We start from the raw sequence: 12,222 nt of genomic DNA, 5'->3' as shown, positions 1-12,222 counted from the left end.
CGGTCGTTGAAGATGTTGAGGCCCTTGTTCTCCATCGCTCCCATGTTGAAGTCGGAGACGGCGACGATGTTGAACACGTCGAGATCGTATTCGCGCCCGAAGCGCTTTTCGTCCCACCGCATGGAGCGTTTGAGGGCATCCATGGCCCACGCCGCGCGCGGCTCCTTGCCGTGCTCCACGTAGATCTTGAGATCCACCTTGCGCCCGGACGCGGTCGTGAAGGTGGACGAGATGGGCGCGAGGTCGCCGCCGACCAGGGCGAACAGGTAACTCGGCTTCGGATGCGGATCGTGCCAGACGGCGAAATGACGGCCATGCGCGAGCTTGCCCCTCCCGACCGGGTTTCCGTTCGCGAGCAGGACCGGCACCGTGGCCGCGTCCGCCTCGATGCGGCAGGTGTAGGTGGCGAGCACGTCGGGGCGGTCGGGAAAGAACGTGATGCGACGGAAGCCTTCCGCCTCGCATTGCGTGCAGAAGACGCCGCGCGACCGGTAGAGGCCCTGCAGCGCCTTGTTGGCGTCGGGGTTGATGCGGGTCGCGAGCTCGAGCGTGAAGGCGCGGGCCGGCACCTTCGCGATGGTGAGCGAGGTCTCGTCAATCGTGTAGCGGTCGGGAGCGAGCGACTTTCCATCGATCGCGATGTGGGCGAGATCGAGCTGCTCGCCGTCGAGCACCAGGGGTGTGCCCGTCGCGGTGCGTGCCGCAGGATTGCGCCGTATCCTGAGCTTCGCCTTGACCTCCGTCCGCTCGGGAGCGAGCGCGACATCGAGGTCCACATGATCGACCAGATAGGCGGGCGGGCGATAGTCCTTGAGGCGATGCGGACGCGGGGTTTCGGGCTTCATGGCCTCTCCGGTGGCGGATGCGGATGAGTGCGCTGCGCCCCGCGCCTCTCCCGTCGGGCCGGTGGACGCTGGCGCGGCGATGCCGAGACGACGCCCTGCGCCGCCTCAGCGGTTGAGCGCGAGGACGAGCGTGCGCGGGTTGCCGCCGTTCTCCGAGATATAGTTCTGGAACAGCGTGTTGAGGAAGCTCGTCATCTCGAAGCCGATGATCTCGGCCTCGCGCACCTTGTAGGCGTTGCCGCGGCGGACGATGCGCCAGCGCACCTCGTATGTCTCGCCGCTCTTCAGCGTGATGCGGCTGTCGACGTAGATGCCGCTCGCGCTCTCCTGCGCCTGCCCGACGACGATGGCCTTGGCCACGGGGAACTTCGGTCCTTCTTTCGCGGCATAGCGCGCGATGAAGTTGATCATGCCGGCGTAGTAGGCGGGCCGGTCCGATTTATCGAGGCTCTGCGCATAGGAGCCGAGCGCCGTGATGGCGATCGACGGTACGTCGGCATGGCTGCGCAACACCGTTGCAAAATCGGCTTCGGAGCCCGCGCGCTGCGCGGCAATGAGCTGGTTGGCGACGCGCTGCATGTAGGCGGCCGGCGTTTCTGCGAGCGCGGCTGCCGAGCCGGCCATGAGGAGGAGGAGCGAAAGAGCCGTGGCCTTGAGCGCGAAGAACCACCCTGGGACGGGCCCCCCCTTGCAAACGGTCGTCATGAAACTGTGCTCCCGCATTCAACGCGACCCGGCTCCGCTTGCGGCGCAAGCGCCCGTGACGGAGGGATCGAACTTGTGTCCTCATTCAGCATGCGCACGCGTCCCAGTCAAAGCGCCGCCGCCGCTTGCCTAGCCTGGCATCCATTGGGGTTTAAGCTCCGCGAGGTCAAAATACCCGTGCGCGGGCGCGAAGCTAGCGGCCTCTCGCGACGGAATTTCGGCAAGAGCGAAAAGTTGCGCCGCCGAGGCCAGCGCCTCCTGTGAGACCTGGGGTCCCGAGTGCAGGATCACGGAGCGCGAGGGCCGGGGATGGACCAGCACCAGCTCGTGGCGTACGCCCGAGATCGACGTCCTGACCCGTTGGGTGAGCCCCGCATAGGCGCCGATCGGCTCGGTCCAGGAGGATTTTCCGATCCGTCCGACAACCTCCGAACGCACCGCGCCGTTGCCGATCGTGATGCGGCGCCGGCTGAGCGCCGCGCCGACGAGCGCTGCCAGCGGCCAGCCGAAAATCGCCGCCACGGCAAGCATTCCTGCTGCAAGCTCCAGGCCGAGCAGCGGGCGGGCCACCAGGATAGCCCGGGCGGCCGGGTCCGAGGCGAGTTGAGCGACAACCAGCCCGAAGGGCGCCATCAGCGCCACGAGGACCAGCAACGACACGGCGACGAGCACGAAGCGGCCGCCGCCTTCGGGGGTCTGCTCGAGCACCAGCGGCGGGCCAATGCCGGGGTGATCGGACGACGCAGGGTCGAAATCCGTAAACGTGCCGTGCATAGAAATCCTGCCCCCCAGGATGCGAGCTAAACGAATCAAACTTTGTAGTGTTTCGGACTTTCCCCGAGGTTACCGGCCCAGGAATTACCGGCTCCAATGCGCAATGGGCGCTTGACACATAAACATATCTTTATATCTTGCACGGCAATCCGCCGTTACGAGCTGCACCCCTGATGTCCGGAACCCTCGATACCAACGATCTCGTGCTGGCGCTCAAGGCGGCGGCCGAGACGACGCGTCTCAGGATCCTGCTGCTGCTCGCCGCGGGGGAGCTCAACGTCAAGGACCTGACCCAGATCCTGGGCCAGAGCCAGCCGCGCATCAGCCGTCACCTGAAGCTGCTCGCCGAGGCCGGGCTCATCGAGCGCTTCCGCGAGGGAAGCTGGGTCTATTTCCACGTCTCGGACCGCTCCGAGGGCGGCAAGCTCGCACACCGCATCCTGGAGACGGTGGACGGGAGCGACCCGGTCCTCAGCCGCGACATCGCCCGCGCCGAGGCGTTGAAGCACGAGCGCGAGGCGGCCGCGCAGACCTATTTCCGCGAGCACGCGGCCGACTGGGACCGCATCCGCACGCTTTATGTCTCCGAGAACGCCGTCGAGTCCGCCGTCGCCGCCGCCCTGGCCGGCCCCCCTCTCAAGCTGCTCGTGGACCTCGGCACGGGGACCGGGCGCATGCTGGAGGTGCTGGCGGACCATTACGAGCGCGGGCTCGGGCTCGACGTGAACCAGTCGATGCTCGATTATGCGCGCTCGCGGCTCAAGAGCGCGGGGCTTCACCGCGCCGAGGTTCGCCATGGTGACATCTACAACGTGGCACTCCCCGACAATGCCGCCGACGGGGTGGTGATCCACCAAGTGCTCCACTACCTCTCGGAGCCCGCTCACGCCGTCCGCGAGGCCGCGCGCATCCTGGCACCGGGCGGAAAGCTCCTGATCGTGGACTTCGCCCCGCACGGGATCGAAGAGTTGCGGGAGCGGCACGCCCATGAGCGCCTCGGCTTCGAGCCGGGCCACGTGACGGCCTGGCTCGAGGAGGCGGGGCTGTCGGACATCGAGGTGCGAAGCCTCGCGCCCGAGACGCACGACGACCGCCAGCAACTCACTGTGTCGCTCTGGCTCGGCCGCAGGCCGCAGGGTGCCGGCACCGCGAAGCACCCACAGGAACTCGAACGGATCGGATCATGACACCGCCAGGCAACGAACGAAAAAGCCGCCTTCTCGGCGCGGGGGAGATCGACGTGTCGTTCGAGTTCTTCCCGCCCAAGACGGAAAAGATGGAGGCGTCGCTGTGGGACGCGGTGAAGCGCCTGGCGCCGCTCGCTCCCGAGTTCGTCTCCGTGACCTATGGTGCCGGCGGCTCGACGCGCGAGCGCACGCACGCGACGGTGACGCGCATCCTGAAGGAGACGGCGTTGCGGCCGGCCGCCCACCTCACCTGCGTGGATGCCACGCGCGAGGAGGTGGATGCCGTGGCCCGCGCCTATCGGGATGCCGGGGTCCGTCACATCGTGGCGCTACGTGGCGATCCCGCGGGGGGCGTTGGCCAGCGCTACACGCCGACGCCCGGCGGCTATGCCAATGCGGCCGAGCTGGTTGCCGGCCTGAAGAGGATTGCCAACTTCGAGATCTCGGTCGCCGGCTACCCCGAGAAGCACCCCGAGAGCACCTCGCTGGCGAGCGACATCGAGAACCTCAAGGCCAAGGTCGACGCCGGTGCCGACCGCATCATCACGCAGTTCGGCTTCGACAATACGCATTACCTGCGCTTCCTGGAGCGCGCGCGCGCCGCCGGCATCTGGGTGCCGATCACGCCCGGCGTCGTGCCGATCCACAATTTCCGGCAGGTGGCGGGCTTCGCGGTTCGCGCCGGTGCCAGTGTGCCGGCCTGGCTCGCACGCCGTTTCGAAGGGCTCGACGACGATGCCGCGACGACCCACCTGGTGGCGGCGGCCGTCGCCACCGAGCAGGTGATGGACCTCGTCGACGAGGGCATCAAGAGCTTCCACTTCTACACGCTGAACCGCGCCGACCTCGTCTACGCGATCTGCCATCTCCTGGGGCTGCGTCCGCTCAAGGTCGCGCCGCTGGAGGAGCGCAGGGCCGTAGGCTGACCCCGAACTCGAGCAGAGATCCATGAGCAAGAAAAACATCCGCGCCGCTCTCGAGAAGGCCGCCTCCGAGCGCATCCTGATCATCGACGGCGCCATGGGCACCATGATCCAGCGCCACAAGCTGGACGAGGCGGGCTATCGCGGCGCCCGCTTCAAGGACTGGCCGCGCGACGTCAAGGGCAACAACGACCTTCTGGCGCTGACGCAGCCTGAAATCATCCAGGACATCCACGAGCAGTATCTCGCGGCCGGCGCCGACATCATCGAGACCAACACCTTCAATGCGCAGAAGATCTCCATGGCCGACTACGGCATGGAGGACCTGTCGCACGAGATCAACGTCGCGGCGGCACGGCTCGCCCGCGCGGCGGCGGACAAGTATACGACGGCGGACAAGCCGCGCTTCGTCGCCGGCGCCGTCGGCCCGACCAACCGCACGGCCTCGATCTCGCCCGACGTCAACAACCCCGGCTTCCGCAACACCACTTTCGACCAGCTGCGTGCCGCCTACAAGGAGCAGGTCAAGGGCCTGATCGAAGGCGGCGCCGACATCATCCTGATCGAGACCATCTTCGACACCTTGAACGCCAAGGCGGCGGGCCTCGCCACGCTCGAAGCCTTCGATGAGACCGGCGTCACGCTGCCGATCATGATCTCGGGAACGATCACCGACCGCTCGGGCCGCACACTCTCGGGCCAGACGGCGGAAGCATTCTGGTACTCGATGCGGCACCTGAAGCCGTTCTCGATCGGCCTCAACTGCGCCCTCGGCGCCGAGCTGATGCGTCCCTATCTCGCCGAGCTCGCCCACGTCGCCGACGTGCGCATCTCGGCCTACCCCAACGCGGGGCTTCCGAACGCCATGGGCGAGTATGACGAGACACCCGACGACATGGCGTGCGCCACCGAGCCATGGGCGGCCGACGGCCTCATCAACGTCATCGGCGGCTGCTGCGGCTCGACGCCGGACCACATCCGCCACATCGCCGAGCACGTGGCCAAGTATCCGCCGCGGCCGGTTCCGGAGATTGCGCCCAAGATGCGCCTCTCCGGTCTCGAGCCCTTCGTGCACGGGTGATGCAGGTGAGCAGCAACAGCGATAGCCTGGAGGAGCGGGTGTTTGCCTGCGTCGCAGAGATGACGAGAGCGCCGCGGCATGCCCTCGGTCACACCACGGATCTCTACCGGGACCTGGCCTTGACCGGTCCCGAAGCCAGAAACCTGCTGGCGGCCCTGGCGGAAGAGTTCGATATCGATTTGAGCGGCATCAGATTCTATCGCCACTTCGACAACGGGGGCTTCTCGCTCTCCTCTCCGAATGTGCTCTGGACGATCATGGGAGCCGTCCTGTTTGCCATGACAAGCGTTCCGGCGGCCTCATACCTGACTGAAAGGTTCGATCTGCCGTACTGGGGCAACTACGTGCTGATCGGGCTCTGCATCCCGCTGGTGTTGGTATGGATGCAGGTCGGCAGCTTGATCTTTCCGCGGCCGCGCGATTGGAGCAGCGAGAAGATTCCCGTGACCATTCAAGATCTGATCTCGGCCGCAAAAGAGAAGAAATGGCCGATCAACTATGAAGGCAGGTATACGTCGTGACCACCGGCAGCGCAGCGCAATCCTTCATCAACGTCGGCGAGCGGACCAACGTCACGGGCTCGGCGAAGTTTCGCAAGCTCATCGAGGCGAACGACTATCCGGCCGCCCTCGCGGTCGCGCGCCAGCAGGTCGAGGCGGGCGCCATGATCCTCGACGTCAACATGGACGAGGGCCTGCTCGACAGCGAGAAGGCGATGACGACGTTCCTGAACCTTATCGCCTCCGAGCCCGACATCGCCCGCGTGCCGATCATGATCGACAGTTCCAAGTGGAGCGTGATCGAAGCGGGCCTCAAGTGCGTGCAGGGCAAGGCTATCGTCAACTCGATCTCGCTCAAGGAGGGCGAAGGCCCGTTCCTCGAGCACGCGACCAAGGTGCAGCGCTACGGCGCGGCCGTGGTCGTCATGGCCTTCGACGAGCAGGGCCAGGCCGATACCGTCGAGCGCAAGGTCGCCATCTGCGAGCGGGCCTACGCGCTGCTGACGGAGAAGGCGGGCTTTGCGCCCGAGGACATCATCTTCGATCCCAACATCTTCGCCGTCGCGACCGGCATCGAGGAGCACAACGGCTACGGCCTCGCCTTCATCGAGGCGGCGCGCCAGATCCGCGAGAGGATGCCGCTGACGCACATCTCGGGCGGCGTCTCGAACCTGTCTTTCGCGTTCCGCGGCAACGAGCCGGTGCGCGAGGCCATGCACTCGGTGTTCCTCTACCACGCCATCAAAGCGGGCATGGACATGGGCATCGTCAACGCAGGCCAGCTCGCCCTCTACGACGACATTCCCGCCGAGCTGCGCGATCTCGCCGAGGACGTGATCCTCAACCGCCGCCCCGACGCCACCGACCGGCTGCTGGACGCGGCTCCGCGCTTCAAGGGCGAAGGCGGCGCCAAGGCCAAAGAGAAGGATCTCTCCTGGCGCGAGGGGACGGTGCAGGAGCGCCTGACGCATTCGCTCGTGCACGGCATCACCGACTTCATCGAGGCCGACACGGAGGAAGCCCGCCAGCAAGCCGAGAAGCCGCTGCACGTCATCGAGGGCCCGCTGATGGCCGGCATGAACGTCGTCGGCGACCTGTTCGGCGCCGGCAAGATGTTCCTGCCGCAGGTCGTGAAGTCGGCGCGCGTGATGAAGCAGGCCGTCGCCTACCTGCAGCCGTTCCTCGAGGCCGAGAAGAAGGCGTCCGGCCTCGACGAGATGCCCGCGGCCGGAAAGGTCGTGATGGCGACGGTGAAGGGCGACGTGCACGACATCGGCAAGAACATCGTCGGCGTCGTGCTCCAGTGCAACAACTACCAGGTGATCGACCTCGGCGTCATGGTGCCGGCCGCCAAGATCCTCGAGACCGCGAAGAAGGAGAAGGCGGACATCATCGGCCTCTCGGGCCTCATCACGCCGTCATTGGACGAGATGTGCTTCGTCGCCGCCGAGATGGAGCGGGAAGGTTTCGCCGTGCCGTTGCTGATTGGCGGTGCCACGACCAGCCGCGTGCACACCGCGGTCAAGATCAGCCCGAACTACAACCGCGGCCAGACCATCTACGTGCTGGACGCGAGCCGTGCCGTGGGCGTGGTCTCGAACCTGCTCTCGGAAACGGAATCGAAACCCTACATCGACGGCATCAAGGCCGAATACGTGAAGGTGCGCGAGACGCATTTCGCCAACGAGGCCAAGAAGCAGCGCATCCCGCTCTCGGCCGCGCGTGCCAACAAGTATGCCATCGACTGGGCCGGCTACGTACCGCCGAAGCCGAGCTTCCTCGGGACGCGCACGCTCAAGGCGTTCCCGCTCGCCGATCTCGTGCCCTTCATCGACTGGACGCCGTTCTTCCAGGCGTGGGAGCTCCCCGGCCGCTATCCCGCGATCCTCGACGACAACAAGGTCGGCAGCGAGGCGAAGAAGCTCTTTGCCGATGCCCGGGCCCTGCTCGACCGCATCGTCGCCGAGAAGTGGTACACGGCGAATGCCGTCGTCGGCTTCTGGCCGGCCAACAGCGTCGGCGACGACATTGTGCTCTTCGCCGACGAGGCGCGCGAGAACGAACGCAGGAAGCTTTTCACGCTGCGCCAGCAGATCGCCCGCGATCCCGGACGCAACCGCGCCCATACCGCACTCGCCGATTTCGTGGCGCCGATGGAGACCGGCCTCGCCGACTACGTGGGCGGCTTTGCCGTCACCGCGGGCCTCGGCGAGGAGGAGGCGATCAGGACCCACATCAAGGTGACCGACGATTACAACCGCATCATCGCCAAGGCGCTCGCGGACCGGCTTGCGGAAGCCTTTGCGGAAGCCCTCCATGCCAAGGTGCGCCGCCAGTTGTGGGGCTATGCGCGCGACGAGCGCCTCTCGTGCGACGATCTCATTCTCGAGAAGTATCGCGGCATCCGCCCCGCGCCCGGCTATCCGGCCCAGCCCGACCACACCGAGAAGAGGACGCTGTGGGAGCTGATGAACGTTTATGACGAGACCGGCATCGAGCTGACCGAGAGCTTCGCCATGTGGCCCGGCGCGGCCGTCTCCGGGCTCTATTTCTCCCACCCCCAGAGCCATTATTTCGGCGTCGGCAAGGTCGAGCGCGATCAGGTCGAGGACTATGCGCGCCGCAAGGGCTGGAACGCGGCCGAGGCCGAGCGGTGGCTGGCATCGGTGCTCAACTACGACCCTGTCTCTGCAACCCGGAACGTGGCATGATCGAAGCGGCGGTCCGGAAGGGCCGCCGTTTCGGCTCGGAGGAGGGGCGATGCCGTTCGTCAATCTGGCCGTGGCGCAGGCCGCGGCGGCATGGATCGCCGCGCCGAACCTTGTCGGCATGGTCATAGAGGGAGGCCCCCTTTACGCCTACGCGGTCGCCGCCGTCGGTGCCGTCATCGTGCTCGTCGGAGCGTTCATCGGCGCGCGCATCACCAGGGCCATCGCCCCGCCGACCCTGCTGTCGGCGGTCGCCGCGATCTCGTTCGCTGTCATTGCCGCGGCGTCGACGCCTGCTGTTTTCGGTCGGGGAGAAGCCGTTCCCGATCTCCTGACCCAAGGCTTCGCCCTGGCGCCGGTCGCAGCGGCAATCGCCGGCTATTTCTTTGCCTCGCAGCGCCGCGCGGCCGTGTAAGCTTCGCTCTCCCGTCCATTGTTCCGCGTCGCGGATCGGCATGCTAAACCGGGCCCGTGCCGGATCGATTCCGATCGCGGCCATGCTCGGATCCCGGGCATTCGCCGGCGGGCGGGGACGACCGGCGTCAACATTGGGGGGAGATCTTCAAATGCTTGGACGTCTCGTACTGCTGCTGCTCCAGATCGTCATCGGCTGGCTCGGCACCAACGCCATCATGGGAGCGCTGGGCAACAGCGTGCCGAGCGCGTTCGCGATCTATGTGTTCGCGATCCTGGCCGCGATCGTGGTGTTCCTGGTCGGCATCATCGCGGCGCAGGTTCTGCAGGACGTCGGGACGCCGGGAAGCCGCACGCTCACCTGGTCGCTGGCGTTCGCCGTCATCGCCGCGCTCCTCTGGCAGTTCGGACCGGCCGTGCCGCTCCTGTCCGAGATCCCCTGGGGCCGCATTCCCGACAAGTACGCCGTGCTGGCCGGTGCGCTCCTCGGCTACCACCTGCGCAAGTAGCGATCGGGTACCGCAAAAAGTGAGGCGCGAGGCCATCCGGGCCTCGCGCCTTTTTTTATCGGCTGAACCGTGACGGCGCCGGGAAGTGTTGCGAGCGACAACAGGCGCTCAGACCATTCCGACGACGATTGCAGCGATGAAGCCGAAAGACATGAGCGCCGCAATGAGGCTCACGCGCATCGAGAGTTCCATCGTTGCCTCCTGCCGGCAAAGCCGGCGCTGGGAAACAGGTCACGCATTCACAAGCAGGGTGCTTGCCTTTTCGGGATCGCCGGCGTCACGGCGACACCCGTCGGCTGACAAAGATTACGGAGCAAAAAAGTTCCGCGCCAAGCGAAAAAGATCGTGCGATGCACAACGTCGGATGCGCCTTCGGGCGAGTGACGCGGACGTTTTGCCTGAGATCCAAGCGCGCTTGGCATGTGCTGCGTTGCGGGCGTACGCGACCGCAATATTTTTTTTATCCGCTGCGGAATACGCGGCCCGCGATCAGCGGCCCTGGAACACGGGCTTGCGCTTTTCGAGAAACGCGCGCCGCCCCTCCGCATAATCGGAGCTTTCGAAGCAGGCTTTGATGGCCGCGTCGAGCGTCTCCGTGTCAGGATGTTCGGGGTGGCGCACAAGCTCATCGACCGTGAGCTTGGCTGCGCGCACGGTGAGCGGGGCATTGGCGGCGATGTCGCTCGCGAGCGTCCGCACCGCAACCTCGAGGTTCTCGGTCTCGACGACCTCGTTCACGAGACCGATCCGCTGCGCTTCGGCGGCCGAGAAGCGTCGCGCGGTGAAGAGCATCTCCTTGATGAAGGCGGGCGGCGCGAGGGCGAGCAGCGGCGGCACCCAGCGGGGATTGTAGCCGAGGCCGAGCTTCGCCGCGGGAATGGCGAACTGTGCCCTGGGGTCTGCGAGGCGCAGGTCGGCGCACGCGGCAATGCCGAGGCCGCCGCCGAGGCAGAAGCCATGGATCATGGCGATCATCGGCTTCTTCGCTGCGAGCAGCGCCGAGAACGCCTCGTGATTGAGCCGGTCGTAGTCGGCGGCGCTGGCGCCGGTCCGCGCCGTCTCGAACTCCGAGATGTCGGCACCCGCCGAGAAGGCGCGCGTGCCCTCCCCGCGCAGGACGATCACGCGCACCGCGGGATCCGCCTCGGCCGCCCGGACATGCGCCGGCACCTTCGCCCACATGCCGGCCGTGAACGCATTCATGCGCTCCGGATTGCTGGCTACGATCCAGGCGACGGGGCCCTCGATCGCAAGCTTGAGATCGGGTGCGGCGGCGGGGGCGTCGGTCATGGGACTACTCCTCTCAAGGGGCGCGAGATTGAGGCGAGAGGCGATTACGCACAACGCGGCGCCGCGCCTCAAGCGCCGGCCACCTGCGGCCTGTGCAACTCGAGGCCTGCCGGAGGCGGGGGCAGGGGCCTTCCCGGGTGGTTAAAGATTGACGCGGCCCGCCTGCGCCGATACCCCCTAGCCACGACGCCCGGGATATCCGAATGCCGAGATCCGGACGGGTGGGATCCGGACGGCCAAGATCCATCTGACGGCCGGCCCGTATCGACCATATAATGTGAAGACGGCCCTTGCCCGGGAGCCGGGTCGCCGCCTGCAAAGGGGGCGAAGGAGCGAGGATATGAGCAGCGCCAAGCACACGGCGGCCGGCAGGATCGAGCGTCACGGTGCGCCCTATCGCGCACCGGACGATGCCGTCTGGAGCGCGCTCCGTAGCGAGGCCGAGGCGGCGATGGCGGCCGAGCCGGCGCTGACCGGCTTCATCTATGCCATGGTGGCGAGCCACGAGCAGCTCGAGGAGGCCATCTGCCATCGGATCGCGCAGCGTCTCGGGCATGCGGACGTCGATGCCGGCCTCATCGTGCACACCTTCCGCGACGTGCTCGGCTCGCAGCCCGAGCTCGGCCGCGCTTTCCGCTGCGATCTGGCCGCGGTCATCGAGCGCGATCCGGCAACGACCCGCTATCTGGACCCGTTCCTCTATTTCAAAGGCTTCCACGCGCTCGTCACCTATCGCTTCGCCCATGAGCTGTGGCGTCAGGGCCGCCGCGACTTCGCGCTCTATCTGCAGAGCCAGTGCTCGCGCATGTTCTCGGTCGACATCCATCCCGCCGCGCGCCTCGGCAAGGGTTTGATGCTCGACCACGCGACCGGCGTCGTCATCGGCGAGACGGCGACCATCGGCGACAACTGCTCGCTGCTGCACGGGGTGACGCTCGGCGGCAGCGGCAAGGTGACGGGCGATCGCCACCCCAAGATCGGATCGGGCGTTCTGATCGGCGCCGGCGCCAAGGTGCTCGGCAGCATCCACGTCGGCAACTGCTCGCGCATCGCCGCGGGCAGCGTCGTGCTGCAGGATGTGCCGCCGCATGTGACGGTCGCGGGGATCCCGGCACGGATCGTTGGCCCGGCGGGCACCGCCGAGCCCGCGCGCTCCATGGACCAGACGTTCCTGTCGGACGAGTCCGCACAGGGACCGGACGACTACGCCATGCTCTAGGCTGGAGCGCATGAGAGACGGACTGTTGCGCCCAGGGAAAGCATCTTCGGTCTCATCGGAGACCTCG

Annotated in this window: 10 protein-coding genes and 2 pseudogenes; 8 read left to right on the top strand and 4 right to left on the bottom strand. The window is 66.7% G+C overall.

The features are described 5' to 3' along the window. The 3 genes from V7082_RS19425 to V7082_RS19415 form a co-directional block, all read right to left on the bottom strand. Nucleotides 1–845, bottom strand: an 845-nt coding sequence (locus tag V7082_RS19425; RefSeq protein ID WP_334151149.1) for a M1 family aminopeptidase, incomplete at its 3' end; no start/stop codon positions are given. Between the two features lie 105 nt (nucleotides 846–950). Continuing rightward, nucleotides 951–1,550, bottom strand: coding sequence for an ABC transporter substrate-binding protein (locus V7082_RS19420; protein ID WP_334151147.1), 600 nt, complete (start codon nucleotides 1,548–1,550; stop codon nucleotides 951–953). 129 nt (nucleotides 1,551–1,679) lie between these two features. Next, nucleotides 1,680–2,324 carry a hypothetical protein gene (locus V7082_RS19415; RefSeq protein WP_334151146.1) on the bottom strand — a complete coding sequence of 215 codons (645 nt, stop codon included), beginning with the start codon at nucleotides 2,322–2,324 and terminating at the stop codon, nucleotides 1,680–1,682. 173 nt (nucleotides 2,325–2,497) lie between these two features. On the opposite strand from V7082_RS19415, the gene V7082_RS19410 reads away from it, so the two are divergent. The 7 genes and pseudogenes from V7082_RS19410 to V7082_RS19380 all read left to right on the top strand — a co-directional run bounded on the left by V7082_RS19410 (nucleotide 2,498) and on the right by V7082_RS19380 (nucleotide 9,646). Next, entirely contained in the window at nucleotides 2,498–3,511 is a 1,014-nt protein-coding gene (locus V7082_RS19410; protein WP_334151144.1) for an ArsR/SmtB family transcription factor, read from the top strand. Next, nucleotides 3,508–4,437 (top strand): methylenetetrahydrofolate reductase [NAD(P)H], encoded by a 930-nt coding sequence (gene metF, locus V7082_RS19405; RefSeq protein WP_334151143.1) that lies wholly within the window; start codon nucleotides 3,508–3,510, stop codon nucleotides 4,435–4,437. Before V7082_RS19410 ends, metF begins: the two co-directional genes overlap by 4 nt. A 22-nt stretch (nucleotides 4,438–4,459) precedes the next feature. Next, nucleotides 4,460–5,506, top strand: a pseudogene (locus V7082_RS19400) (homocysteine S-methyltransferase family protein); the annotation flags it as partial. A gap of 8 nt (nucleotides 5,507–5,514) precedes the next feature. Next, nucleotides 5,515–6,036 carry a hypothetical protein gene (locus V7082_RS19395; RefSeq protein WP_334151141.1) on the top strand — a complete coding sequence of 174 codons (522 nt, stop codon included), beginning with the start codon at nucleotides 5,515–5,517 and terminating at the stop codon, nucleotides 6,034–6,036. 23 nt (nucleotides 6,037–6,059) lie between these two features. Further along, nucleotides 6,060–8,726, top strand: a pseudogene (gene metH / locus V7082_RS19390) (methionine synthase); the annotation flags it as partial. Between the two features lie 49 nt (nucleotides 8,727–8,775). Continuing rightward, entirely contained in the window at nucleotides 8,776–9,138 is a 363-nt protein-coding gene (locus tag V7082_RS19385) for a hypothetical protein (protein WP_334151139.1), read from the top strand. Nucleotides 9,139–9,289: 151 nt separating this feature from the next. Then, nucleotides 9,290–9,646 (top strand): hypothetical protein, encoded by a 357-nt coding sequence (locus V7082_RS19380; RefSeq protein ID WP_334151138.1) that lies wholly within the window; start codon nucleotides 9,290–9,292, stop codon nucleotides 9,644–9,646. 489 nt (nucleotides 9,647–10,135) lie between these two features. Here the strand turns inward: V7082_RS19380 and V7082_RS19375 are convergent, their stop codons facing one another. Continuing rightward, a complete protein-coding gene (locus tag V7082_RS19375) occupies nucleotides 10,136–10,936 on the bottom strand; it encodes an enoyl-CoA hydratase (protein WP_334151136.1) in 801 nt (266 codons plus the stop codon). Between the two features lie 340 nt (nucleotides 10,937–11,276). Between V7082_RS19375 and cysE the strand changes: the two genes are divergently transcribed. Beyond that, complete coding sequence (cysE, locus tag V7082_RS19370) at nucleotides 11,277–12,155, top strand: serine O-acetyltransferase (protein WP_334151135.1); 879 nt, start codon at nucleotides 11,277–11,279, stop codon at nucleotides 12,153–12,155. Nucleotides 12,156–12,222: the final 67 nt, after the last annotated feature.

This window comes from Hyphomicrobium sp. (assembly GCF_036833075.1).
Taxonomy (GTDB): Bacteria; Pseudomonadota; Alphaproteobacteria; order Rhizobiales; family Hyphomicrobiaceae; genus Hyphomicrobium_C.
Note: the sequence above shows the minus strand (reverse complement) of the source record. Positions and strands in the feature narration are given on the sequence as shown.

What these genes read in the sequence shown, in the direction of transcription:
- V7082_RS19420 (WP_334151147.1), bottom strand. Translation starts at nt 1,550, where the DNA reads ATGACGACCGTTTGCAAGGGGGGGCCCGTCCCAGGGTGGTTCTTCGCG.
- V7082_RS19415 (WP_334151146.1), bottom strand. Translation starts at nt 2,324, where the DNA reads ATGCACGGCACGTTTACGGATTTCGACCCTGCGTCGTCCGATCACCCC.
- V7082_RS19410 (WP_334151144.1), top strand. Translation starts at nt 2,498, where the DNA reads ATGTCCGGAACCCTCGATACCAACGATCTCGTGCTGGCGCTCAAGGCG.
- metF (WP_334151143.1), top strand. Translation starts at nt 3,508, where the DNA reads ATGACACCGCCAGGCAACGAACGAAAAAGCCGCCTTCTCGGCGCGGGG.
- V7082_RS19395 (WP_334151141.1), top strand. Translation starts at nt 5,515, where the DNA reads ATGCAGGTGAGCAGCAACAGCGATAGCCTGGAGGAGCGGGTGTTTGCC.
- V7082_RS19385 (WP_334151139.1), top strand. Translation starts at nt 8,776, where the DNA reads ATGCCGTTCGTCAATCTGGCCGTGGCGCAGGCCGCGGCGGCATGGATC.
- V7082_RS19380 (WP_334151138.1), top strand. Translation starts at nt 9,290, where the DNA reads ATGCTTGGACGTCTCGTACTGCTGCTGCTCCAGATCGTCATCGGCTGG.
- V7082_RS19375 (WP_334151136.1), bottom strand. Translation starts at nt 10,936, where the DNA reads ATGACCGACGCCCCCGCCGCCGCACCCGATCTCAAGCTTGCGATCGAG.
- cysE (WP_334151135.1), top strand. Translation starts at nt 11,277, where the DNA reads ATGAGCAGCGCCAAGCACACGGCGGCCGGCAGGATCGAGCGTCACGGT.